Below are 23,573 nucleotides of genomic sequence, written 5' to 3' on the forward strand. Positions count from 1 at the left end.
ATGCACGACCTCTTCGACATGCTCGGCATCAAGGGGCCGGTCGTCGCCGCCGGGCTAGCTGGCGGCGTGCTGCGAGCACTGTCGCGCCATCGCTACAAGCTGCGCGAGATGATTGCCTCGCCGATCTGCGGGGCGCTGGCGGCTGCGTATCTGACGCTGCCTGCCGTCGCCTGGTTCAGGGCAACCGGCATGCCTATCCCCGATCCGGCCGACGACACTACGACGCTCGCCGCCGCCTTTTTGATCGGCGTCTCGGCCATGTGGATTTCCGACATCGTCTTCGAGGTCATCGTGCGGCGGTTCGGCTCGGCCGGCAACGAGTGATGCACTTGAGATGCTGGAAGAAGCCAGCGACAATGCCTACCTAAGGAGCAATCCAATGGAGGTATGATATGGCGACGTCCACCGAACGTGCAGTCCTTGCCGGCGGCTGTTTCTGGGGCATGCAGGATTTGATCCGGCGCTATCCCGGCGTGATCTCTACCCGCGTCGGCTATAGCGGTGGCGATGTGCCCAACGCCACGTATCGCAACCACGGCAGCCATGCCGAAGCCATCGAGATCGTTTTCGATCCGGCCAGGATCAGCTTTCGCACATTGCTCGAATCCTTTTTCCAGATCCACGATCCGACCACCAGGAACCGCCAGGGCAACGATGTCGGAATGAGCTATCGCTCTGCGATCTTCTACACCAGCGACGAGCAGAAGCGCGTCGCCGAAGACACCATCGCCGATGTCGATGCCTCTGGACTGTGGCCGGGCAAGGTCGTCACCGAGCTTGCGCCGGTGGGCGATTTCTGGGAGGCGGAGCCAGAGCATCAGGACTATCTCGAGAAATACCCCAACGGCTATACCTGCCACTTTGTCAGGCCGGGCTGGAAGCTTCCGGTCCGCGAAAAGGCTGTTTCGTAACGCAGCCGCTATCGTCTGCTTATCTGGCGGTCGAACTATTCTTCCGCTGGATCGGTATGCCGGCCGCCTTGTTGAGGTGGCCGTGCTCGGGCTGCCCATAGATGAACGCGCCGTGGACGGGTTTGCCGTCGACCTCAGAGCCTGAGAACGCGACGGCCTCGATCTTCTTTGTTCCGGTCAGGCTCTGGTTTCGAAGATAGGCGAAGGTTCGCACCGCTTCTCCGACAATTCGATCGAGAAACGGTTTTGGCCGCCTCCCGGGCCGTCGCACGAGGCTTGGAAAGCGCTCTCGTCCCGAAACAAAATGGTGCTGTGCGCAAAGCGCCGGCATGATCTGATAGATTCGGTTGAGCGAGCAGGTCATGAATCCTGGGTGAAAAAGAACGAAGTCGACCTCTCCTCTCAGATGCATGGTCCTGCGCAGCAATCTTTGCGCTGCCGATCTGGAGATGACATAGCCTGCGGCGCCCGCGTGCAGGCCATAAAGTCTGGCAAGCGAAAACCCATCATCGAGAGCGACTTCCTTGCGTCCGACCCTCACTTTGGCAAAATGCGTTTCCAGCTTGATCACATCGGCATCGCGCGGCACCCATCGATCGGAAGCAAGCAGCGAGCCGGCGCCCGCGCCGAAAACGACGTCGTCCTCGAAAACCGCGCCATATTGATCCGCGCCGTTCGCAACGATCTCCCAACACGAGCGGTGGCTCAGGAACAGCAAACCTCAGCAGCGCTTAGCGGGCTTTTGGCGACAGAGCAGCAATCGGGGCAATCGATGGCGGAGACACGCTCAAATGGTACTCCGATCCGGCCGAACTCGGACGCGACATGCGCCAGCCGATCGCGAGAACGATCAAGATTGATCACCAGACACCTCATCAGCGCCCCCTTGTCTGGTGATCAGTGAATATCACGTTCCCGTGATTGCACAAAATTTGCTTACGTGCGGGGCAGTGGGTAGCGGCGTACGGTGCCGCCGGTTGGTTTTGGAGGTTGGGTGGACATTGACGGCGTCCCCCGCGTGGCGCGAGCCTTTACCGTGCGCGCCTAGACGAGTCGCCCTAGAAGCCGAAGAATTGCCGACCGATCATGTATCCGAGCGCGACGACCACAAGGGGAAACAGGGCGGGCGTCAGCCCACCAAGAGCGGAGGTCTTTGGCTGTTGCCTGGAGATGGTCCTGGGTGCATTGCCGAGATTCTTGGTCATCCGGTATAGTAGCAAGCGCTGATTAACGATTCCGTAACCCGATCGAGGCCGCCGCGGCTTTTTGCGTTTCTGGCGCGACCTTGACAATGCCCAGCCCGTGACGCAACTGGGCCGTCTTTGAGAGCATTGTGAGGCAAGGTCAATGCGGGTGACGCTCGTTTTGAAGGGCGTAATACCCTGCCGAGGTTACGGTGGGATTCAGCGTCAGGTCGAATGGCTGGCCACGGAGATGGTTCGTCTCGGACACGAAGTCGTGGTGATCGCTGGCCCTGGCTCCAGCCACCCGCTCTTCGAAGTCCGGCACGCTTCGACCGATGCCGAATGCCGGGCAGCCATTCCGCGGGACACGCAAATCGTCCACACCCATAGTTGGCCCGTCGAGGTGCCATTTCCAACGCTGAATACGCAGCGCGGCTTTATGCCGGACCAGCCCATGCCAGTTGCGAACTGGAGCTTTATCAGCGCCAATCATGCCCGCCAGCATGGGCGCGAGACATTCGTCTACAATGGCTTTCCGGTGGACGCCTATCGTTTGTCGGCTGCAAAGGGCGACCGCCTGCTATTTCTCGCCGGCATTGCACGATCAAGCAAAGGCCTCAACCGCGCCGTCGATCTCGCCAAAAAATTCGATTTCGGTCTCGATATCGCCGGTGGCTCGCGTTGGAAACTGCTGGGCCGAAGTCAGACCCGCCGCGAAGGGTTGTTTTTCAAGAGCCTTGGCAGGCGATACCGTTTCCACGGAATCGTTGACGGCGAGCCGAAGCTTCGCCTTCTCGGCGAAGCGCGAGCCTTCCTCAACCCCATCGCCTGGGAGGAGCCGTTCGGCAACGCACCGGTCGAAGCCATGTTGTGCGGCACTCCGGTGCTGACGACGACGCGAGGCGCATTGCCCGAGACGGTCGATGCCGACAGCGGGCGCTTCTTTGAGACCGATGAAGAATTTGCGGCCGCTTTCGAGGCCGTCGCCGACCTTACGCCTCAGCAATGCCGCGAATCGGCCGCGACGAGATTTCCCATCCAAAAAGCGGCGCGCGGCTATCTGGATCTCTATGCCCGCATCCTTGACGGCGAAGCGCTTCCTTGACGACCGGCGATCCAATCCTCTTCGTCGGCTTCCCCGCGGTCGGCGACTTCGTCCGTTGCCATTCCGCCATCCAGATCATTGCCGCGCGATTTCCTGATCGCCCAATAGATGTCGTCACCTCGCCCGTTGCAGCGCCGCTGGCGCGCCTGATGCCGCATGTCAGGAAGGGCTGGGCGCTTGCCAAGCGTCATCAGCGCCCCGGTTTTGGCGAGCGCAGCCGCCTGGTTGGCGAGTTGCGCAAGGAAAATTACCGTACGGCCTATCTGATGACCAGCAGCACCAAGGCGGCGCTGATGGCGTTCATGGCCGGAATAGAGGAGCGCATCGGCTATCCGCAGGAGTTGCAATTCGGCCTCCTCAATCGCTTCCCCGCCGGCTGGTTGGCCCATCTATGGGCCTTCGGACCCCGCAAGACGCGGCTGTTCGAGGAAGTCTGCTCGATTGCCTCGCTTGGCGAAACGCCGGCTGCGGGCGCAGAGTGGCCGGCGCCCCGGCTTGTGGTCGATCCGGCCGAACTGGACGAATGGCGCCAGCACAAGAAGATCGATGCCGACCGACCGGCACTGGCGCTCTATACTGCCGACATTGAGAATTTCCGCTCATGGCCCGTCGAGCGCTTCATTTCGATCGCCAGAGACCATCATGATCGCGGCTGGGCAATCTGGATTGTAGGCGGACCGCGCGAGCACGCCGGTGCCGCAAAAATCCGCGCCGCCATTCCTGAGGCAATCGACTTCACCTCGACCCCGTCGATTGCTGACGCGATGTGCCAAATCGCTGCGTCGACCATGTTCCTCGGGGTTGATGGCGGGATTTCCCACGCCGCCGCTGCCCTGAACGTCCCATGCGCGCTCATCTACGGGCTGAATCGCCCCTATGTGCATGGGCCCGTAAACAACCATGTTCGCTTTATCGAACCGCCGCTTTCGACGCCCAGCTGGGTCAAGGACACGCGCGGCGTCAGCGAAACTCGGGTGAGGGAGGTTCTGGCTGACCTCTCAGCCGGTATTGCCAACTGACCGGTGGCCTCGCCGGCCCCAAGCGTCTGATCAAACGCTCCGTGGGGGCAACCATCGCCCCGTTTCGGGTTTACCCCTTGGCACTACCCCTTGGCCCTGCGGTTTTCGGGCTCGTGATTGCCGACCCAGTGGGCACGGATACGGTCGCTGGCTTCAAGGTAGGCCATGTCGATGAGGTAGGTCAGAAGCTTCTCGCCGTCGCCTTCGGCTTTCTGCCGAAGCTCCCGCAGTATCCCTTGCGCGAACTGCAGGTTCTCCATTTTGCTCGGCTGGTCCATCGGTGCCCCCCAATGTCTGCGCATGAACTTTGTGCTGACTATGCTTGCATGAAGATTGCCGTGAAGTGGATATTGCACGTGCGGACCGCGATCCTGCGAAGGCGCTGGCTGCATGAAAGCCGCCCCATCCGGATTCAAGATTCGCTACACTATGTGACGGAAAGAAAATAAACAAAGCGTTCTTTTGTACAAGACAGGAAGATTCCTTCAGTTCACACCACGACATACTTGGACAGCATAGTTGACGTAACGATATTGCGTGGTCTTAAGCTCTCGTTTCCAAACAAAACGTAGCATCGTTGCAACCACAAGACGAATTCCAGCTGACCGGGGCCGCTCCGTAGTCAATCGCGGTTACAAACGGCATGGGTCTCAGCCCAGGGCTTTGGCCAATCCATCGTTCCACGGCAGCGCAGGCCGGATGATCTACCGCCCGCCTTGGCTTGACGCCAAGGCGGGCTTTTTTGCGTTTGGCTTCTACCGGGTGAAATGTTGTCGGACCCGGTCCTGTCGGCATCGGGCGGTTTCGAGAATGAATTTCGTGCCTGCCGGCTGTCTGCGCCGCTCGCGCTAGGCCGACTTGCGTTGCGGCAAGCTAGACGGCGTCTCGACACCGTCAGAAATCGGTTCGGCTGTCCGGTTTGTCGGCTCGTCATCGACTCGGTCGTGCTCGAATTGCCGGGCGGCAGGCAAGCGTTGCAACCAGTGCTCACGGCGATTGACCCAGAGTTCATAGCTGGGCTCCAGCCCTTCGGTGGGCACCTCATCGAGGCTGCCAATCGTCACTTCCACCTCATTCTCACGAACCAAAGGGACCCGGCCGCCGCAGGTGGGACAAAAACTTCTGTCGCCGTAGCTGCTGACGATACCCGTCGTTTCGAACGCCTCGAGCGGCCACACTGCAAACGCCGAAAAAGCCGACCCGCTAGCCTTGCGGCAGTCCTTGCAATGGCAAAGGCCAATCCGAAAGGGATCTCCCGTCACCGAAAACTGGATGCCGCCGCACAGGCAGCTGCCGCTCCGCCTTGTATCATTGGGCATGACCGCTCCTCCATCTGGTTGGGCATCACACCGCTACATCTTGCAGCGCCATGCGCACAATCAATTCACCCGCAGCGCAAGGGTTCCATGTCGCCTCGCGCAATGCATCGTCTGAACCCGGGAGCGCCATGGCAACGACCGCCGCAAGGCTGCTGGATATGTCAGTTCGGGAAATCGAACACCGGTTCCCGGCACCAATAGACACGGCACTGGCCATCACGTGTCGGAACGGAGGCAGCGACCGGCACCTCCGGCCAGTCGCACTCGTTGCCGTATTGGCGGACATAGCGATCGTAAGTATTCCGGCCGGTCGTCAACACCGCCGAGTGATGGCTCTGGATCAGGCGCTGCGTCTCCTCGCAGGTCATCGAACGCGTGTCGGGTCGGGCGTAGGCCGTGCTTGTTGCTGCAAACAACGCCGTTCCAATGATCCATGCCATTGTTTGGGATATCATGGCGATCCTTATCCTAAAATGCGGCCAGGTATTTCAACAGCGAAATGATGCCGATAATGATGACAACGATCTGCGCGATCTGCCTCGTGCGGCCATCGAGTGGCAGACGCTGGATGAGATAGAGCACCAGGATGATCACCAGGAAAGTGATCAGAATGCCGATAAGTACCGATGAAGCCATGTCCCTCACTCCGTCTGGCTACGTCTGAGAAGAGTACGCAGCGGCAAACGCTCTGGCCATAGATTGGTTCCTGTCGATGCGAAGCCGCCGGCGCAACGTAAAGGCTGCGAAACAGCGTTCCGCGGCCTTTGAAGCTGGATGCCGATCAGGTCTGTTTGCCGTAATGGTTGTCGTTTGCCATCGGCGACACGGTTTCCAGGCGACTTGTTGCTGGGTCAGGCTGGGCTAACGGGAGAACCGCCCCGGGCTGACGAGGTTCCGACAAAAACGGCCGCATCACGTTCTACAACGAGGCCGCTGCCGACATTTGGGGGCATCGTCCGGTCTTGGCCGAGACCTGTGGTGCGGCTCGTGGAAACTCCGTCACCTCGATGGTCGGCCGATGGCGCATGCTGAGTGCCCGATGGCCGTTTCCATGGTTGAAGGACACGATATCACGTGGGACCAGGCCATTGCAGGCAGAGCGGCCGGACGGCGAACTTATTCCGTTTATAGCCCACCCACGCCTGCTCCGCGACGGATCGGGCGAAATTGTCGGCGCCATCAACAGCTGCTTGATCTGCGCACGCAAACGCAAGCCGACGAAGCCCGCATCCGGTCATCATTTCGATGATCTATGAGACGAGCAAATCGGCGGGCAGTCCGGCGACATTCCTCGAACAGGTGCGATAGCGCATCTCGGCGCTTTCGCAATCACACGATCTCCTGGTCGACGCCGAATGGCGCGGCGCCAGCATCGGCGACCTGCTCAAGGCGCAACTCAAAGCTTTCGCGGCGCAGGACCGTTTGTCGGTGGCCGGGCCTGTGATCACGCTTCGCCCGAATGCCGTGCAGTATCTCGGCATCGCTTTCCACGAACTGGCCACCAATTCCGCAAAGCATAGAGCACTTTCACGTCACGGCGGACGAGTCGAAATCGAATGGGATACGGCGCCGGCAACCGACGGCACCGATACCTTTAGCTTGATCTGGCGTGAATTGGGTGGGCCGAACCTGAGTGGGACGACGCGCCGCGGTTTTGGCTCCGTCGTGCTCAAGCGGGTTGCGCCACAAGCGCTTAGCGGCACCGGACAACTAAAATTTGGGGAACAAGGCGTTGTCTGGACGCTCAAGGCGCCGCTGCGCTCGGTCCAAATCTCTCTCGCGGATTTTGTCGATTGAAAGAGCGGGTCGCGCCTTAGGACAATCCCAATAGGTGACCGGTTTGGCCGCCTGTGGTGTCGGAATTGCCGATGCCAGGCAGTTCGTGCTTATCGTCGGCAAGCGAAGTCAATCTCCCCGCCTCGACGGAGGTCAGTCCGTCCAACTCCATCACCGCGCCGTAGAGTTGGGCCGTCTGCATCACAAGCCGCTCGACATCTTCAAGGGCGACGTTCTCGTCCAGGTTACGCAATCGTATGTCCTCGGCAACCACCGCAATATTGACCATTCCGCGCGAGCGCAGCGCGCCCAGGACCCGTGAATTGAGATCCTCCCGTAGCCGAGCCGAATATCCGTAGCGCATGGAAACCTTCCTTTCAGGAGCCGGTTGTCCCGTCGTGGTCAAGATGCGCCAACGACCTTCAGATGGCAAGAAGAATATAAAGTATTCTCAAGTAAATCAAGTAGTTAGCAGACTGCGCGGGTTGTGCTATCGGCGTGTCTTCCTCATCGTTGGTCTTGTATGTGAGTCACCCATCAGCCTCTCTTGACGCGCTGCACGGGGACCCCTAGCTATACTGCAATTGAGACACATACTAACTCACCATATTTTTTGGTCTTGACGGTTGGAGGCGCGAATGGCCGAGCTGGAACGACCCGAGCGACTGCAGATCATGCTGACAGCCGAGGAATTGGCTGCCTTGGAAAACTGGCGCTTCGAAAAGCGCATGCCAAGCCGGTCCGCGGCGGTGCGGGAACTGCTGCGGCGCGGCCTGGATGCGGATGGATTCCTGACTGCGGGACAAGGAACTAAGTCTCAGGACTTTGGAATTCTGGGCAGCAGTGTGACTGGCGACGGCCAGTCGGGCGAGTAATTCGACGGCGGTTAGCCAACAATCGCTTTTCTGGAAGTGCCGCTACCAATTTATTGCGGTGGCGGAAACGCAAAGCGGGTCGGCTCTCGGCAGGGTACTGGTCTCAGCAGGGTACTCTTGGCGTATGGTTGCAAAGCCCGCTCCGGTTCGCCGGAGCGGGCTTTTTGCGTTTTCCCGACAGGAAATAGTCGCGATCGCTTCAGACACGCTCAAGGTTCTCTTCGCACTCCATGCACGCGACGCTGTGACCGGGGCAACTGAGCCGGTGTGTTCCTCCGGGGCAGCAATGGCCGTTCGAGCTGGCCCACCGGGCACAGACAAACACCTTGCGGGTTCCGTGGCATTGTGGACATTCCATCGGACGCGCCAGCAGAGCCTCGTTCTCCGAGACACGGCATTCCCTCTCAAGAACCTGGACCATCTGAAACCCCAAGGACGAAATATGCTAAGCTATCCATACCCGGAAAGCCTAAATTAGAATTTAATTACATACGCCACGAGAGCCTTCCGAGGGGAAGTTCGCGGATGGCAATCTCAGGCCACCGGCAGTCCGCCGCGCGTGTCTCATTCCCAATCTCGGCCGTCTCAAGATCAAGCTCCGGTTGCTCCCGGCATCGGTCAACCCGCGATTTTGCCCACCGATTTTCGCATTCGGATCGTTATAGGCTTTCGCTTTGCTGGAGCGGCGTTAAAGCTGCCCGGCAAATGCCCGAGCGGGAACAGTCCGTTCCTGCGTCGGTTCGTTTGGACAAGGATGTCTGCCAATGACATTGATGGGCGCAGCGGCACTTTTGATCCTTGTCCTGACTTATGCCGGCGTCGCAATCGGGCGTATTCCAGGCCTCCGTCTCGACCGGGCAGGGATCGCCTTGCTGGGGGGGGCGGCGATGATCGCCATCGGCGCACTCAGTATGGAAGATGCCTATCGCGCCATCAATTTCGACACCATTACGCTGCTGCTCGGCATGATGATCGTGGTGGCGCATCTGAAGGTGTCCGGCGCCTTCCGGGCGCTTGGCGCCTACGCTATCGAGCATGCGCACGCGCCTTTCGTGCTGCTGGTGATGGTGACGCTGTTGACCGGCGTGTTGTCGGCGTTCCTGGTCAACGACGCCATCTGCCTGGTCATGGCGCCGATCGTCGTCCACGTCACCCGTGTCATCAATCGCAATCCCATTCCCTATCTGATCGCCACCGCCACCGCGTCCAACTGCGGCAGCGTCGCCACCATCACCGGCAACCCGCAGAACATGGTCATCGGCGCGCTGTCGGGAATTTCCTACCCAGCTTTTTCGGCCGCCCTGGCGCCGGTTGCCCTCTTCGGCCTCGTCGCGGTCGTCGTCATCGTGCGCATCGTCTACCGCGCCGAATTCGCCCGCACCGCCGATCTCAACCCGGAAGTCTATCGCGGCCGCATGCTGCCGGGACAGGTGCTGAAGGCGGTGGTTGTCTGCATTGGCCTGGCCATCGCCTTCTTCGCCGGCGTACCGGTTGCCAAGGCAGCGCTCATCGGCGGCGCCATCCTGCTGCTCACCCGCGCCATNGCCTTCTTCGCCGGCGTACCGGTTGCCAAGGCAGCGCTCATCGGCGGCGCCATCCTGCTGCTCACCCGCGCCATCAAGCCGGCACGCATTTACCGCGAGATCGACGGCCCGCTGCTGTTCATGTTCGCCGGCCTGTTCATCGTTGTCGCCGGCGCCGAAAAGACGCTGCTGACGCCCGACATCATCGCCTCGGCCAAGAACCTCGGGCTGGACGACGTCTGGCGTCTATCGGGCTTCACCGCGGTGCTCTCCAACATCATGAGCAATGTTCCGGCCGTGCTGGCGCTGCGGCCATTCATACCCGGCCTTGAAAACCCCGGGCGTGCCTGGCTGGTGGTGGCGATGAGCTCGACGCTGGCCGGCAACTTCACCTTGCTTGGCTCGGTCGCCAACCTGATCGTCGCCGAACAGGCGCGGGCGGCCGGCACGCAGCTGTCCTTCTCAGCCTTCTTCAAGGTCGGCCTGCCACTGACGCTGCTCACCCTTGCCGTCGGCACGGCATGGCTGGCGGCTGGATTCTAGAGCAACTCCACGAAAAATGTGAAGCGGTTCTCCGTCCGGAATTGCGTCAAAACAAAGAGATAGCGTGTTTCGCCGTCTCCACTAAACGGTGAACGCTCTAGCGGATAGTCGCCGATCCTGACCTTGCCCGAACCAGCGTTGCAGCGGCCTGTCCGGCGGCCTCGACATAGTCGGGGTTGCGGTGGATCAGCATGATCGAGAACGCGCCGTCCATCAAAAGCACGATTTCGCGCGCCAGGGTCTGCGGCTCGTCGACGCCGTGGCCTGTGAGTTCGCCGGCCAGCCAGGTCTCGAAATTCTGCTTATGCCGCGCCCCCGCTTTAACGGCCGGGTGTCCGGGCATGGAAGCGAGTTCGGCTGCCGTGCGCAGAAAGCCGCAGCCTCTCCATTTCGGGTGCTTCGCCACGCGCGCCAGATTGGTAAAAATCGCCTCGACCTTGCGCTCGACATCGCCTTCGGTCATCTCGAACCAGCCGGCCATCTGCTTGAGGTTCGGCTGGTCGCGACCGTCGAGATAGGCCGCGATCAAATCGTCCTTGCTCTTGAAATGATAGTAGAGCGTGCGCTTGGTCAGCCCGGCTTTTTCCGCCACTGCATCGACGCTGACTCGGCCGATCCCCTCGGCATAGAACAGCTTCGTTGCGGCATCGACAATGCGTTTGCGGGTAGGGCTTGGTGCTTCGCTCATACGCAAGTATACCGACTAGTGAATATACATACAACCGAAAGCCTGATCCTCTCCGTCGACAAACACAGGGAAGGAGAAGACATGACCGAGCTTGTGCTCACCGAGGCCCGCAACGGGATCGCCATCCTCACACTTAATCGGCCGGAAAAGCTCAACGCCTTGAACTATGCGCTGATTGATCGCCTGCTTGCGCTCCTCGATGCCGCCGAGACCGACGATGCCATCCGCGCCGTCATCCTCACTGGAGCAGGAGAGCGCGCCTTCTCCGCCGGCGGCGACATCCATGAATTCTCAGGCAGCGTGGACATCGGCGTCGACGTTGCCCTGCGCGACTTCGTCATGCGCGGACAGCGCCTGACCGCAAGGCTGGAGGCATTCCGCAAGCCCGTCATCGCCGCCGTCAACGGCATCGCCTTCGGCGGCGGCTGCGAGATCACCGAAGCCGTGCCGCTCGCTATCGCCAGCGACCGCGCCTTGTTCGCCAAGCCTGAGATCAACCTTGCAATGCCGCCCGCTTTCGGCGGCACGCAGCGGCTTCCGAGACTGGCAGGGCGCAAGCGGGCGCTCGAGCTGCTGTTGACCGGCGATTGGTTCCCGCCGCCGCGCGCCGTCGAACTCGGCCTCGTCAACCAGGTGGTGCCGCATGAGGAGCTGATGCCCGCCGCAATTGATCTCGCCCGGCGCATGACCAGACATTCTCCTGCAGCAATTGCCTCAATCCTCACAGCAGTGGCGCGGGGCCTGAACCAGAGCATCGCGGAAGGCTTGGCTGTCGAGGCCGAGCAGTTCGCCCGCATGGCTCCGACCGCTGATCTGCGCGAAGGGCTGGATGCCTGGATCGCACGGCGCCAGCCGGGCTGTGACGGCTCGTGGACACACATCACCCGTCCGGATGAAGCCAGGCGAGCCTCAACGCAGCAGGACGGGCTTGCGGACCGGGATCAAGGCGCCGTCACGGCCACATGACCTTTCATGTTGGGGTGGAAGCGGCAGAAATATTCGACCGCTTCCGCCTTCCGCAGGGTCAGGCTCGCTGTTGTCTTCGGCGGGATCATCACTTCCCAGCCACCCTTGACGGTAGCCGTATGTGCGAACACGTCCTTGTTCACCCACTTGATCGTGTCGCCGACCTTCGCGTCGACGGTGGCCGGCGAAAAGACAAGTTTGTCGATGGTGACCTGGATGGTTTCGGCCTGCACGGGTGAGGTCCCGAAGACCAGCGCCAGTGCAATCCACAGCTGCCGTTTCGACATAGCCTGGTCCTTACTTCAGCATACCTGCAACATGCTCGGCGTGCTGTTCATGGCCCTGGAAAATCTTCAGGCCGGTCTCCAGCAGGCTCTTCAACTCGGTATTACTGGCCGATGGGATCAAAAGGGTTTCAAGCGCGCCGTCGACCTGTTTGTGGTAGGCGATCTCGTTGTCGACATAGGCTTTGTCAAAGGCTGCGCCGTCGAGTTTGGCGAGCTTCGCCCGCTCCTCGGCCGCAGCCTTGGTTAGCGCCTGGCTGGTTGCGTTGTCTTCCGGCGTCACCTTCAGCTTCTTTACCAGTTCCAGTGCCTGCGCGTTGACCGCTTCGTGGTCACGCACCATGTCGTTGGCGAAATCCACGACCTCCTTGGTCTTCGATTTCTTGATCGCCTGCTTGGCGGCTTCCACATCGATGACGCCTGCCGTGTAGGCGATGTGGGCGATCTGCGGGTCCGTCGGCTTGTCGGCGGCTTGCGCGAGCGGGGCAGCGCCAAGCAGCAGCAAGGCAGCGAGGGCGGCGGTGTGTCGGGTAAGCATGGCATCTCCTTCGCCCGGACGCGGGATCGCGCCGGGCCATGTTTTTGAGTTGACGGTCATTGGATGCGCAGCGGCGGCAAACGTTCCCGGGGAAATCGGCCAAATCAGCCGATGATCAGCTCTCCAGGCCGAGCCGCTGCATGACGGCGCTGGTCAGCCTGTCGCAGCGCCGGCCGGCAAACGGGAAGGCGTCGAGCAGCACCGGCCCGATCTGGTCGTCGAGTGCCTTGCGTACCAGGGCGCGGGCGCGGTGTAGCCTTGTCTTGACGGTTTCCGGCCGCACGCCAAGCAGCTCGGCGGTCTCCTCGATACTGAGCCCCTCGATAACCCGCGCCACGAACACCGTCCGATAAACATCGGGTAGGCTGTCGGTCGCCCGTTCCACCAACTCGAGGATCTGCCGCTGCGCCATCGTCCGCTCCGGATCGTCGCTGGGATTGAGGGGGAACTGGATGATTTCGGCTTGCGGGTTTTTCGCCACCGTCCGCCGCCTTTTGCGCAGACGGCCGAGCGCCTCGTTGATGACGATGCGCGACAGCCAGGTGGCCAATGAGGACTCCCCGCGAAAGGCATCGAGATGGGCAAAGGCTCTGACATAGGCCTCCTGGACGATGTCCTCGGCTTCGGCATCGTTGCGCACCACCCCGCGAGCGATGCGATAGAGCCGCTGATTATGGGTCTTCATGATGATGCGGAAGGCGTTGCCTTCGCGTGCCAGCGCGCGGCGCACGAGAAGCATCTCGCTTGAAGCAGCCGTGGGCATTGGTACAGACATAGCAGGCATGGCCAGTTCCTCGATCCAATCCCCGTCCGAAACCTCGATAGACATTGGATGACATCGCCGGCAAAAGGTTCCCGGCCATTTTCGCCCGGCTCCGACGGCGCCTAGAATACTGCTTCCGCCAGCGGCTTGTCAGCAGCCTGCACTCGCGCCGTGGCCGCAAGCAGGTCGGTCTGCGTGATCAGGCCAAGGATGCGGCTGTCCCCGTCCAAGATGATGACTGCATGGGTGCGGCCGTCGGTGAGCACCGGTAGCAGCGCCATGGCGGGCGTACCGGCGGCGGCGGTCGACGCTGTCGAGGTAACGCTTCCGACGGCTTCGTCGGCTCGCGCCAATTCCCTTAATCCAACGGTGCCGACCAGCCTGGCGTCCTTGTCGACAACCGGCAGCGTGCGGATATTGTGGTCGAGCAGCAGATGACGCGCCCGATCAGCGGACGCGTGTTCATCGACCGAAATCACGTCGCGGGACATGATGTCCTCGCACAACATGGTTCGGTGTGCGCGCATCGCCGCTTGCAGTTCGACCTGTCGCAGCAGCTGTTCGAGATCGTTGCGGTCGATGTCGAAGGTCTCGTCGAGCGCAGCCAGCGCGGCATCGATGTCCTCGGCCCGGAAGCCGATGCGCTCCTGAGCCGGCGGATCGATGGTTCCGTGCGTGCTTTTCGGGGCAGGGGCCGGCACATGCGGGTAGCTGCGTCGCGACAGCCTGTGGAAAGCATAGCCGAGCGCGACCAGCATCATGGAGTTCAGCGCCACCGGCACGAACGGAAACAGGAAGCCCGCACCGATCACGGCCGGCCCGCCGAGCACGGCGGTCAGTGCGGCGGCTCCGCCCGGCGGATGCAGGCAGCGCGAGAACGACATGGCGGCGATCGCCATCGCCACGGCAATGCCCGTGGCGAGAACGGGCTGATGGACGAAATGGGCCACGATCACGCCGACCAGCGCCGATATTGTATTGCCGCCGATGATCGACCATGGCTGCGCCAGCGGGCTTGCAGGCACCGCAAACAGCAGCACCGCCGACGCCCCCATCGGCGCCACCAGCAGCGGCACATGCGGGCCATTGCCAAGCACCAGCGCGCCGATCGCGCCGGTCAGCGCAATGCCGATCATCGCCCCGATGCAGGCGATGAGGCGCTCGCGCAGCGTCGCGCCGGCGAGAATGGGGACAAAGAGACGAAAGGCCATGGCAAGCTCAGTCAGGCTGGAATTGTGCGCGCAGCGCCTGCAATGGCGTTGGACCGACGATTTTGAAAGTCAAACCGATCCGAAAAAGCGCGCATTGGGGAAATAACATTGCGCTTGGTCGACCCATGAGCGGCTTTGCGACGTCGATCGCCTGCGAAAGTCGCTCGCCAACCCTTTCAACGGGTTGGGCGACCAGCGGAATCAGCTTCGCAAGTTTGCTGGTGTCATGCCGCAGCGGCCGCTTCCAGCCCGCGCAGGATATCGGCCTTGAGGTCCTCGACATTCTCGAGCCCGATCTGCAGCCGGATCAGCGGGCCGTCATAGGGGCCCTTGGCGACGGTACGGTCGCCGAGGAAGACCGGCACGGCAAGGCTCTCATAGCCGCCCCAGGAATAGCCGAGACCGAAGATTTTCAACGCATCGAGGAAGGCATGCTGCTGTCTCTGGCCGCCGCCTTTGAGCACGATGGAAAAGATGCCGCTCGAGCCGGAAAAATCACGCTTCCACACCGCGTGGTCGGGGTGGCTGGGAAGCGCCGGGTGCAGCACGCGGGCCACGCCGGGCTGGCCTTCAAGCCAGGTGGCAATCGAAAGCGCGCTCTTTTGATGGTGATCCAGCCGAACGCCCATCGTGCGCAGGCCGCGCAGGACTTGGTAGACGTCGTCGGGGCCGGCGCAGCAGCCCATCGTGTAGAACGTCTCGCAAAGCTGCTTCCAGCAGTTGGCATTGGCAGACACTGTGCCCAGCAGCACGTCCGAATGCCCGGCCGGATATTTCGTCGCCGCATGGATCGAGATATCGACGCCGTGGTCGAGCGGACGGAAATAGAGCGGCGTTGCCCAGGTGTTGTCCATCATGACGATGGCGCCCGTTTCATGCGCCGCCTTGGCGATCGCCGGAACGTCCTGCACCTCGAAGGTGTTGGAGGCCGGTGATTCCGTAAACACGACTTTGGTGTTCGGCTTGATCAAGCTGGCGATGCCGGCGCCGGCATGCGGATCGTAATACTCGACCTCGACACCCAGCCGCTTCAGCATCGTGTCGGCGAAATTGCGGGTCGGATGGTAGACGGAATCGACAATCAGGATGTGATCGCCTGCCGAGAGAAACGCCAGCAACGGAACGGTCACCGCCGCCAGGCCCGACGGCACGATTATTGTGCCGGCGGAGCCTTCCAGCGCGTCGATCGCATGCGCCAACGCATCGGTGGTCGGCGTGCCGCGTGTGCCATAGGTGTATTTCTGGCTGCGCGCCGCCATCACCGACGCATTGGGATAGAGCACGGTCGAGGCATGCACGATCGGCGGATTGACGAAGCCGAAATAGTCGTGCGGATTGTTGCCCGAATGGGCAAGCCGCGTGTTGATACCCATTTCGTTGCCGTCAGTCGCCATTGCTCTTCGCCTTGTGGTGAAAGCGCTAGCCATAGAGCGGCGGCATTGGCCGTGCAACAGCGGGCGCCCGCCAGGCGGTGCCCTTTGCATAGGCCAATTCCCCCATGAATAGTCTGGAAAGCGTGGCGATCCAGAGCCGCGGATTTCATGAGTGGATGTGGATTAGCGTCGACGGACTTTGCCGGTTTTATTTGCGGGGCTTGCTGCTTTCCTGATGCTGTTGTCTGCAATTCAGGCATTTGCGGCAATTGGTTTTCAAAGCTGTCGTGAAACGGTCATTTCCCTTGACCTCACAGAGATAATCGCCTTCGATGCAGTTCGTGAATGGGAGGGGCCGGGCGTCGGTTACGACGCGAGGTTCCGGAATGAGCCGGATGGGAGCCGGGTTCACGCGGGAAAAGATCAGGATTTGCCTGAGGATCAGGGTTTACCTGAAAACAGAAAAGGGTCTGTGGGTTATGAAACATATTGCAATTGGCATTCTCGGTGCCGCTGCGCTTGGATGGATGGCTTCGGCCGCGTCGGCGACAACGCTCGATACCGTCAAGGCGAAGGGCTTCATCCAGTGCGGTGTCTCGACGGGCCTGGCCGGCTTCTCGGCGCCTGACGACAAAGGCGATTGGAAAGGCATCGACGCGGATTTCTGCCGCGCTGTCGCTGGCGCAGTCTTCGGCGATGCCTCCAAGGTCAAGTTCACGCCGCTCAGCGCCAAGGAGCGCTTCACCGCGTTGCAGTCGGGCGAGATCGATCTCCTGTCGCGCAACACCACATGGACCATCAATCGCGATACCGCGCTTGGCCTGAACTTCATCGGCGTCACCTATTATGACGGCCAGGGTTTCATGATCAACGCCAAGAAATTGCCTGGCGTCAATTCGGCGCTGCAGCTTTCAGGTGCGGCAGTCTGCGTGCAGAGCGGCACCACCACCGAGCTCAACCTCGCCGATTACTTCAAGGCGAACAAGATGGAGTACAACCCGGTCGTCTTCGAAAAGCTGGAAGAGGTCAACGCTGCCTATGACGCCGGCCGCTGCGACGTCTACACCACCGACCAATCCGGCCTCTATGGCATCCGCCTGACGCTGAGTGCGCCGGCCGACCATGTCGTGCTGCCCGAGATCATCTCCAAAGAGCCGCTCGGCCCCGCCGTACGCCAGGGGGACGACCAGTGGTACCACATCGTCAAGTGGACCTACTTCGCCCTGTTGCAGGCAGAGGAACTGGGCATCACCCAGGCCAATGTCGAAGAGATGAAGACCTCGGATAATCCGGAGATCAAGCGCGTGCTCGGTCAGGAAGCCGAAACCAAGATCGGAACCGACCTTGGCGTGAGCAATGACTGGGTCGTCAACATCGTCAAGGCAGTCGGCAATTACGGTGAGATGTTCGAGCGCAATGTCGGCACCGGCAGCCCGCTGAAGATCGCGCGCGGCATCAATGCGCTGTGGACCAAGGGCGGCCTGCAATACGCACCGCCGATCCGCTGATCGAAATGTGATCCGGAAGGCAGATCATCTGCCTTCCGGTTTCTCTTTCCAGGGGATGAAGCAATGGCATCGCAGGAAGTTCTTCGCGAGGAGCCGAGCCGCGGTTCCTTCATCAACGATCCGAAAGTCCGCGGGTTTTTCTTCCAGGCGGTGGTTGTCATCTTGCTGGTGGCGGGCGTCTGGTGGATCGTCCACAACGTCATCGTCAACCTGCAGCGCCTGCATATTACTTCCGGTTTTGGCTTCCTGAACAACCGAGCAGGCTTTGACATTCCAGTCAGGCCCATCGCTTATGATTCTGATTCGACCTATGGCCAGGCCATTGTCGTCGGGCTTATCAACACCATTATCGTCGCCGTTGCCGGCATTATCACCGCGACCATCATTGGCTTCATTGTCGGCGTCGGCCGGTTATCGCGCAACTGGCTGGTTCGCAAGATTTGCACGGTCTATGTCGAGGTGTTCCGCAACATTCCGCCCCTGCTGGTGATCTTCTTCTGGTATTCAGGCGTGCTCGCGGTACTGCCGGCGCCTCGCGACAGTTTCAATTTGCCGTTCGGCTCTTTCCTCAACCAACGCGGATTCTATTTTCCGCGCGCTATCTGGGGCGACGGCTCCTGGCTGATGTTTGTCGCCTTGCTTGTCGGCATCGCCATGGCTTTTTTTGTCGCGCGCACGGCACGCCAGCGGCAAATGGCAACCGGCCAGCAGTTTCCCGTATTCTGGACTTCGGCGGCGCTGATCGTCGGCCTTCCGCTCCTGGCCTATGCGCTGAGCGGCTTTCCCTTGAGCTTCGACTTTCCAAAGCAATCGACCTTCAACCTGACCGGAGGCTTTCAGATCGGGCCGGAGTTCCTGTCTCTCTATTTGGCGCTGTCCTGTTACACGGCCTCCTTCATCGCCGAGATCGTGCGCGCCGGCATTCTCGGCGTCAGCAAGGGTCAGACCGAAGCGGCTGGCGCCCTGGGGCTGCGGCCGGGATCTATCCTGCGGCTTGTCGTCGTTCCCCAAGCCATGCGGATCGTCATCCCGCCGCTGACCAGCCAGTATCTCAACCTGACAAAGAACTCGTCGCTGGCCATTGCCATCGGTTACCCCGACCTGACGGCGATCGCCGGCACAGTGCTGAATCAGACCGGTCAAGCGGTCGAGGGTGTGCTGATCATGATGGTCGTCTATCTCATCATCAGCCTGGTGACGTCGGCGGTGATGAATGTGGTCAACGCCAGGATGGCGCTGGTGGAGAGGTAAGACCATGCAGGAACATGATACCTCCTGGGTGCGGACCGAAATGGCACTCGCTCAACAAGCCCCGGCCGGCGTGCGGGGGCCTTTGGCCTGGGTTCGCAAGAACCTGATCGGTTCGGTGGGCGACGTCATCCTGACTGTAGTGGCTATTGCGCTGGTGGTGATGATCGTGCCGCCCGTCGTCAACTGGGCCTTCATCAACGCCCAGTGGACGGGGCCGGACCGGACTGTATGCGCCACGGTGGCGCAAGGCGGCATCCAGCCGGACGGCTGGTCAGGCGCCTGCTGGGCCTTCGTCAACGCGAAGTTCGGCCAGTTGATGCTTGGCCGCTATCCCCTGGAAGAGCGCTGGCGGCCGATCCTGGTCGCCGTCCTGTTCGTGGCGCTGCTGGTGCCGTTGCTGATGCCACGTGTGCCGCGGAAGGGGTTGAACGCCATTCTTCTATTCCTGGCACTGCCGATCATCGCGTTCGTGCTCCTGGTCGGCGGCATCTTCGGCCTGCCGCAAGTGGAGACCCAGCTATGGGGCGGGCTGCTGGTGACACTGAGCCTGTCCTTTGTCGGCATTGCCGTGTCGCTGCCGATGGGCATCGTGCTGGCGCTCGGCCGGCGCTCCAAGATGCCGATCGTCAAGACACTGTGCGTGGTCTTCATCGAGTTCGTTCGCGGCATCCCGCTGATCACCGTTCTGTTCTTTGCCAGCGTCATGCTGCCGCTGTTTCTGCCCGCCGGTGTTTCGTTCGACAAATATCTCAGGGCGCTGATCGGCGTCTCGCTGTTTGCCGCCGCCTATATGGCGGAAGTGGTGCGCGGCGGCCTGCAGGCGATCCCCAAGGGCCAGTATGAGGGGGCGGATTCGCTTGGCCTGGGCTACTGGCAGAAGATGGTGCTGATCGTGCTGCCGCAGGCACTGAAGCTGGTCATCCCCGGCATCGTCAATACCTTCATCGGTATGTTCAAGGACACAAGCCTCGTCATCATCATCTCGATGTTTGACCTGCTTGGCGTCGTCAAGCAGAACTTCTCGGACGCCAATTGGGCGACGCCACAGACCGCGAGATCCGGCCTCATCTTTGCAGCCTTCGTCTTCTGGCTGTTCTGCTTCGGCATGTCGCGCTATTCGATGTACACGGAACGCCGGCTCGACACCGGCCACAAACGTTGATGCATGTCGCCCAAAAGTGTTTAGCGGTTTTGGGACAACGACATGCATCATAGCTAAAAGACAGAACAAAAAGGGGAACCTGCCATGGTCATAGAAAACGCCGTCAGCGCCGAAGAGATCAAGGTCGATGCCAAGAAGATGCACATCTCGACCACCGATGTCGCAATCGACATCATCGGCATGCACAAATGGTATGGCGAGTTCCATGTGCTGAAGGACATCAACCTCAAGGTGATGCGCGGCGAGCGCATCGTCATCTGCGGTCCTTCGGGCTCGGGCAAATCGACCATGATCCGCTGCATCAACCGGCTGGAAGAGCACCAGAAGGGCAAGATCATCGTCGACGGCAAGGAACTCACCAACGATCTCAAGAAGATCGACGAGGTGCGCCGCGAGGTCGGCATGGTGTTCCAGCACTTCAACCTGTTCCCGCATCTGACCATCCTGGAGAACTGCACATTGGCACCGATCTGGGTGCGCAAGACGCCGAAGAAGCAGGCCGAGGAAATCGCCATGCACTTCCTCAAGCGCGTCAAGATCCCCGAACAGGCCAACAAATATCCGGGCCAGCTGTCGGGCGGCCAGCAGCAGCGCGTGGCGATCGCGCGTTCGCTGTGCATGAACCCGCGCATCATGCTGTTCGATGAGCCGACCTCGGCGCTCGATCCAGAAATGATCAAGGAAGTGCTGGAGACGATGGTGGGCCTGGCCGAGGAAGGCATGACCATGCTGTGCGTCACCCACGAAATGGGCTTTGCCCGAAAGGTCGCCAACCGGGTGATCTTCATGGATCAGGGCCAGATCGTCGAACAGAACACGCCGGCCGAGTTCTTCGACCATCCGCGCCACGAGCGCACCAAGCTGTTTCTGTCGCAGATCCTGCACTGAGCATTTTCATGCGAACCAAAAGAGCCCGGCCGTAATGCGGCCGGGCTCTTTTGCTATCTGGGGTCGGGGTTGATCTTCTCCATTGAAACACAAAGCCGGCGCCGCATGAGAAAAGCCCTGCGTTTCGTGGCCATGCTGATTATCGTGGTCGCGCTCGCTGCCACGCTCGGCACGCTGGTGCCGCGTCCGCTGTGGCCGGCGTCAGCGGCGGGTGAGGGCACGCGCCATATTCTGGTGCTGGAGAATCCGATCCACACCGACATCGCCATTCCCGTCGATGACGAGGTGCGCCGGCGCTTCCATTTCCTGGTCGCTGCCGGCATCCCTGTCGACGCCCCGGAAGTGCGCTACATCGTCTTTGGCTGGGGCGGCCGGGCCTTCTATCTGGAGACGCCGAGCTGGTCGCAGCTGAAAGCAGTGCCCGTCCTCAAGGCGCTGACACTGGACGCCTCGGTCATGCATGTCGATATCGCCGGGACCATCGCCGAGCCGCACCCTGCTGTCACCGGTTTCGACATCGATGAGGAACGTTTTGCAGCGCTGCTCAACTATATCGACGCGAGTTTCCAGCAAGGGCCGCATGGTCCGGTCGTCATCGAGAACGCCGCCTATTCCAGCTTCGACCGCTTCTTCGAGGCGAACGGCCAATTCAACGCGCTTGTCGGCTGTAACACCTGGACAGCCGCCGGCCTGCGCACCGCCGGCCTGCGCACCGGCTGGTGGAACCCGCTGCCGGCCTCGCTGCGATTTTCAATGCGGCTGTATAATTAGCAGCTCCTACGCCGCACCCCGACAGTGTTGGATCTTTTGAAGTCAGCGGGACAGCACCCCCCTCTGGCCAGCCGGCCATCTCCCCCGCAAGGGGGGAGATCAGCCGTTTTGCCCGCGGCGCTCCTGCTGCAACGCCGGCGATTTTGGCGAAGGCGACGGCGACATCCAATCTCCCCCCTTGCGGGGGAGATGTCCGGCAGGACAGAGGGGGGTGGGAAGGATCGCTACGTCGACGATCTAGACTGCCGAGTGTCCGCTCGCCATCCATAGAGCCAGTCGAGGTCGGCGGCGAGCTTGTCGGGCGAGCGCATGGCCAGGAACAGATTGCGGGCGATCGCCACCGGGCCGGCAGCATGCCAGGCGAGGCGGTTTACGGCCCCACGACGCGCGGCCTTGGCGACACGCGGCCGCCGAAGATTTTCCCAGATTTGAAAACTTCTGGGCAGATCGCCAGGGAAATCGGCGATAGCGTCGGCAAGCGTGATGGCATCTTCGATCGCCATTGCCGCGCCCTGTGCGGCAAACGGCGTCATCGCATGCGCAGCGTCGCCGATCAGCGCGATGCCCTGCGGGCTCGTCCACCGCTTCTGTTCGACGGTGTGGATCGGAAAGGCCGTCCATGGGCCGGCCAGTGCCACAAGCTTCGTCAGGCCCGGCGCGGTGCCGCGCAGGGCAGCCGTGAGGATCGCGGGATCGGCATGGCCCGACCAACCTTCGGCCATGCGCTCACCCTTGGTGAAGGCGGCGAGATTGAAGGCCCGGCCTTTGCTGACGGGGTAGGCGACCATGTGGAAGCCAGGATGCAGGAACGTGGTGACGCAGTCGGCGGCGCCGATCGCGACAAAGGCTTCTCCGGCCGCACCGTCGGCCGCGATTGTAGCCCGCCAGGCGAGTTCGCCCGAAAAACGGCTTTTGACGAAGTCCTCGCCTGCGAGTTGCGCCCTGACCGCCGACCAGACGCCGTCGGCGCCGACCAGCAGTTTGCCGCGTGCCTCGATCTCGCGGCCGTCCACTTCGGCGGTCACGGCGACATATTGCGCGTCTTTGACGATGCCGGTCACGCGGGCGCCGGTGATGAGCTCAATCTGCGACCGTTCAGCCATTTGCCCCAGCAGCGCTGCCTGCAGATCTGCGCGATGGGCGACAAGATAGGGCGACTGCCAGCGCGCTTCGGCGGCGTGCCCGAGCGGTACCCGTGCCAGTTCGCGCAGCGTCCCGGCGTCCTTGAGCACGACCGCTTCCGGCCGCAACGCTGCGGGCAGCAGTCGGTCGAGCACGCCGAGTTTTCCAAGAATGCGTGTTGCGTTGGGCGAAAGCTGGATGCCGGCGCCGGCCGCTTCGAGGTGCTGTGCCTGTTCGATAAGCTTTACCGGATAACCCCGTCCGGCGAAGGCAAGGGCAGCGGTCAGCCCGGCGATGCCGGCCCCGGCGATTATGACCTGCCGGGACCTGATGTCTTCCATCGGGCTTGTCGCGGAAGGATCAGGCGGCCTGGTCGATATAAAGGCAACCAGCCGGCAGCGTTTCCGTCGCCCTCAGCTTCGCCGAATAGCGGTAGAGCGTCGAGCAGTAGGGACAGACCTTTTCATTGTCGTCGCCCATGTCGAGGAACACATGCGGGTGGTCGAATGGCGGGTTGGCGCCGGTGCACATGAATTCCTTGACGCCGATGTCGATTGCCGGATGGCCCGCATCGTTCTGGAAATGGGGAATGGAACCGCCTGCCATCGTCGTCTCCTTGATCTCGTCGAAAAGCATCTGGAACATAACAGGCCTGTTTGCAAGATCGATGAAATGAAACTGTCGCAAAAGCCTGTCAGAGGATACGTTGAGCCGGTTAAGTGCATGTCCCTGAAATCGGAACGGTTTTCGCCGAAGGGTCATGCGCCACAAAAGCGTGTTAGAGGCATGGCAC

Annotated in this window: 27 protein-coding genes; 13 read left to right on the forward strand and 14 right to left on the reverse strand. The window is 61.3% G+C overall.

Annotated elements, in window-relative coordinates:
* Both X751_RS159375 and msrA read left to right on the forward strand, forming a co-directional pair.
* Positions 1–324, forward strand: a complete 324-nt coding sequence (locus X751_RS159375) for a hypothetical protein (protein ID WP_023689880.1) — start codon at positions 1–3, stop codon at positions 322–324.
* Positions 325–392: 68 nt separating this feature from the next.
* Entirely contained in the window at positions 393–911 is a 519-nt protein-coding gene (gene msrA / locus X751_RS159370; RefSeq protein WP_023671461.1) for a peptide-methionine (S)-S-oxide reductase MsrA, read from the forward strand.
* A 19-nt stretch (positions 912–930) separates the two neighbouring features.
* Here msrA and X751_RS01000000163505 read toward each other — a convergent pair whose 3' ends face one another.
* Positions 931–1,629 carry a glycosyltransferase family 25 protein gene (locus tag X751_RS01000000163505; RefSeq protein ID WP_023708544.1) on the reverse strand — a complete coding sequence of 233 codons (699 nt, stop codon included), beginning with the start codon at positions 1,627–1,629 and terminating at the stop codon, positions 931–933.
* 629 nt (positions 1,630–2,258) lie between these two features.
* Between X751_RS01000000163505 and X751_RS159365 the strand changes: the two genes are divergently transcribed.
* Both X751_RS159365 and waaF read left to right on the forward strand, forming a co-directional pair.
* The gene (locus tag X751_RS159365; RefSeq protein WP_023808296.1) at positions 2,259–3,200 is read left to right on the forward strand and encodes a glycosyltransferase; all 942 of its coding nucleotides are present in this window, start codon (positions 2,259–2,261) and stop codon (positions 3,198–3,200) included.
* Positions 3,197–4,219 (forward strand): lipopolysaccharide heptosyltransferase II, encoded by a 1,023-nt coding sequence (gene waaF, locus X751_RS159360; RefSeq protein ID WP_023743960.1) that lies wholly within the window; start codon positions 3,197–3,199, stop codon positions 4,217–4,219. The genes X751_RS159365 and waaF overlap by 4 nt, the downstream gene beginning before the upstream one ends.
* An 83-nt stretch (positions 4,220–4,302) precedes the next feature.
* On the opposite strand, the gene X751_RS159355 is transcribed toward waaF, so the two are convergent.
* From X751_RS159355 to X751_RS1000000165285, 4 genes are all read right to left on the reverse strand, one after another.
* Complete coding sequence (locus X751_RS159355) at positions 4,303–4,497, reverse strand: hypothetical protein (RefSeq protein ID WP_023705682.1); 195 nt, start codon at positions 4,495–4,497, stop codon at positions 4,303–4,305.
* A 570-nt stretch (positions 4,498–5,067) separates the two neighbouring features.
* Positions 5,068–5,538, reverse strand: a complete 471-nt coding sequence (locus X751_RS159350) for a GFA family protein (RefSeq protein ID WP_023705683.1) — start codon at positions 5,536–5,538, stop codon at positions 5,068–5,070.
* Between the two features lie 161 nt (positions 5,539–5,699).
* Positions 5,700–5,978 (reverse strand): hypothetical protein, encoded by a 279-nt coding sequence (locus X751_RS159345; RefSeq protein WP_023705684.1) that lies wholly within the window; start codon positions 5,976–5,978, stop codon positions 5,700–5,702.
* A gap of 28 nt (positions 5,979–6,006) precedes the next feature.
* On the reverse strand, positions 6,007–6,174 hold the full coding sequence (locus X751_RS1000000165285) for a Thivi_2564 family membrane protein (RefSeq protein WP_023705685.1): 168 nt from the start codon (positions 6,172–6,174) through the stop codon (positions 6,007–6,009).
* A 792-nt stretch (positions 6,175–6,966) separates the two neighbouring features.
* Here X751_RS1000000165285 and X751_RS1000000167795 point away from each other — a divergent pair.
* Positions 6,967–7,335, forward strand: coding sequence for a sensor histidine kinase (locus tag X751_RS1000000167795; protein WP_245265731.1), 369 nt, complete (start codon positions 6,967–6,969; stop codon positions 7,333–7,335).
* 16 nt (positions 7,336–7,351) lie between these two features.
* Here the strand turns inward: X751_RS1000000167795 and X751_RS159335 are convergent, their stop codons facing one another.
* Positions 7,352–7,678: a hypothetical protein gene (locus X751_RS159335; protein ID WP_023705687.1), complete on the reverse strand. Its 327-nt coding sequence runs from the start codon at positions 7,676–7,678 to the stop codon at positions 7,352–7,354.
* Between the two features lie 274 nt (positions 7,679–7,952).
* Here X751_RS159335 and X751_RS159330 point away from each other — a divergent pair, with 274 nt between their 5' ends.
* Together X751_RS159330 and X751_RS159325 are read left to right on the forward strand one after the other, a co-directional pair.
* Positions 7,953–8,189, forward strand: coding sequence for a hypothetical protein (locus X751_RS159330; RefSeq protein WP_023671471.1), 237 nt, complete (start codon positions 7,953–7,955; stop codon positions 8,187–8,189).
* A gap of 764 nt (positions 8,190–8,953) precedes the next feature.
* The gene (locus X751_RS159325; RefSeq protein ID WP_023743961.1) at positions 8,954–10,255 is read left to right on the forward strand and encodes an anion transporter; all 1,302 of its coding nucleotides are present in this window, start codon (positions 8,954–8,956) and stop codon (positions 10,253–10,255) included.
* A gap of 97 nt (positions 10,256–10,352) precedes the next feature.
* Here the strand turns inward: X751_RS159325 and X751_RS159320 are convergent, their stop codons facing one another.
* Entirely contained in the window at positions 10,353–10,943 is a 591-nt protein-coding gene (locus X751_RS159320) for a TetR/AcrR family transcriptional regulator (protein ID WP_023705688.1), read from the reverse strand.
* 81 nt (positions 10,944–11,024) lie between these two features.
* Here X751_RS159320 and X751_RS159315 point away from each other — a divergent pair, with 81 nt between their 5' ends.
* Positions 11,025–11,909: a crotonase/enoyl-CoA hydratase family protein gene (locus tag X751_RS159315; RefSeq protein WP_023743962.1), complete on the forward strand. Its 885-nt coding sequence runs from the start codon at positions 11,025–11,027 to the stop codon at positions 11,907–11,909.
* Here X751_RS159315 and X751_RS159310 read toward each other — a convergent pair.
* From X751_RS159310 to X751_RS159290, 5 genes are all read right to left on the reverse strand, one after another.
* On the reverse strand, positions 11,885–12,196 hold the full coding sequence (locus X751_RS159310; RefSeq protein WP_023689894.1) for a cupredoxin family copper-binding protein: 312 nt from the start codon (positions 12,194–12,196) through the stop codon (positions 11,885–11,887). The genes X751_RS159315 and X751_RS159310 overlap by 25 nt on opposite strands.
* A gap of 10 nt (positions 12,197–12,206) precedes the next feature.
* The gene (locus tag X751_RS159305; protein WP_023743963.1) at positions 12,207–12,731 is read right to left on the reverse strand and encodes a DUF4142 domain-containing protein; all 525 of its coding nucleotides are present in this window, start codon (positions 12,729–12,731) and stop codon (positions 12,207–12,209) included.
* A gap of 115 nt (positions 12,732–12,846) precedes the next feature.
* Positions 12,847–13,515 carry an RNA polymerase sigma factor gene (locus X751_RS159300; RefSeq protein ID WP_023743964.1) on the reverse strand — a complete coding sequence of 223 codons (669 nt, stop codon included), beginning with the start codon at positions 13,513–13,515 and terminating at the stop codon, positions 12,847–12,849.
* A 101-nt stretch (positions 13,516–13,616) separates the two neighbouring features.
* Positions 13,617–14,705 carry an HPP family protein gene (locus tag X751_RS159295; protein WP_023700669.1) on the reverse strand — a complete coding sequence of 363 codons (1,089 nt, stop codon included), beginning with the start codon at positions 14,703–14,705 and terminating at the stop codon, positions 13,617–13,619.
* A 224-nt stretch (positions 14,706–14,929) separates the two neighbouring features.
* Positions 14,930–16,099 (reverse strand): cystathionine beta-lyase, encoded by a 1,170-nt coding sequence (locus X751_RS159290; protein ID WP_023743965.1) that lies wholly within the window; start codon positions 16,097–16,099, stop codon positions 14,930–14,932.
* Between the two features lie 458 nt (positions 16,100–16,557).
* Here X751_RS159290 and X751_RS159285 point away from each other — a divergent pair, with 458 nt between their 5' ends.
* The 5 genes from X751_RS159285 (at position 16,558) to X751_RS159265 (ending at position 21,658) form a co-directional block, all read left to right on the forward strand.
* Positions 16,558–17,586 carry an amino acid ABC transporter substrate-binding protein gene (locus tag X751_RS159285; RefSeq protein WP_023671480.1) on the forward strand — a complete coding sequence of 343 codons (1,029 nt, stop codon included), beginning with the start codon at positions 16,558–16,560 and terminating at the stop codon, positions 17,584–17,586.
* Between the two features lie 63 nt (positions 17,587–17,649).
* Positions 17,650–18,837 (forward strand): amino acid ABC transporter permease, encoded by a 1,188-nt coding sequence (locus X751_RS159280; protein WP_023671481.1) that lies wholly within the window; start codon positions 17,650–17,652, stop codon positions 18,835–18,837.
* A 4-nt stretch (positions 18,838–18,841) separates the two neighbouring features.
* Positions 18,842–19,999 carry an amino acid ABC transporter permease gene (locus X751_RS159275; protein WP_023743966.1) on the forward strand — a complete coding sequence of 386 codons (1,158 nt, stop codon included), beginning with the start codon at positions 18,842–18,844 and terminating at the stop codon, positions 19,997–19,999.
* 84 nt (positions 20,000–20,083) lie between these two features.
* Positions 20,084–20,887, forward strand: coding sequence for an amino acid ABC transporter ATP-binding protein (locus X751_RS159270; protein WP_023671483.1), 804 nt, complete (start codon positions 20,084–20,086; stop codon positions 20,885–20,887).
* A 105-nt stretch (positions 20,888–20,992) separates the two neighbouring features.
* Entirely contained in the window at positions 20,993–21,658 is a 666-nt protein-coding gene (locus X751_RS159265) for a TIGR02117 family protein (protein WP_023743967.1), read from the forward strand.
* Between the two features lie 224 nt (positions 21,659–21,882).
* Here X751_RS159265 and X751_RS159260 read toward each other — a convergent pair whose 3' ends face one another.
* Both X751_RS159260 and X751_RS159255 read right to left on the reverse strand, forming a co-directional pair.
* Positions 21,883–23,121: an FAD-dependent monooxygenase gene (locus tag X751_RS159260; RefSeq protein WP_023743968.1), complete on the reverse strand. Its 1,239-nt coding sequence runs from the start codon at positions 23,119–23,121 to the stop codon at positions 21,883–21,885.
* A 19-nt stretch (positions 23,122–23,140) separates the two neighbouring features.
* Positions 23,141–23,386 (reverse strand): zinc-finger domain-containing protein, encoded by a 246-nt coding sequence (locus tag X751_RS159255; protein ID WP_023705697.1) that lies wholly within the window; start codon positions 23,384–23,386, stop codon positions 23,141–23,143.
* Positions 23,387–23,573 lie beyond the last annotated feature (187 nt).

Origin of the sequence: Mesorhizobium sp. LNJC394B00, assembly GCF_000502555.1 — a bacterium.
GTDB lineage: Bacteria > Pseudomonadota > Alphaproteobacteria > Rhizobiales > Rhizobiaceae > Mesorhizobium.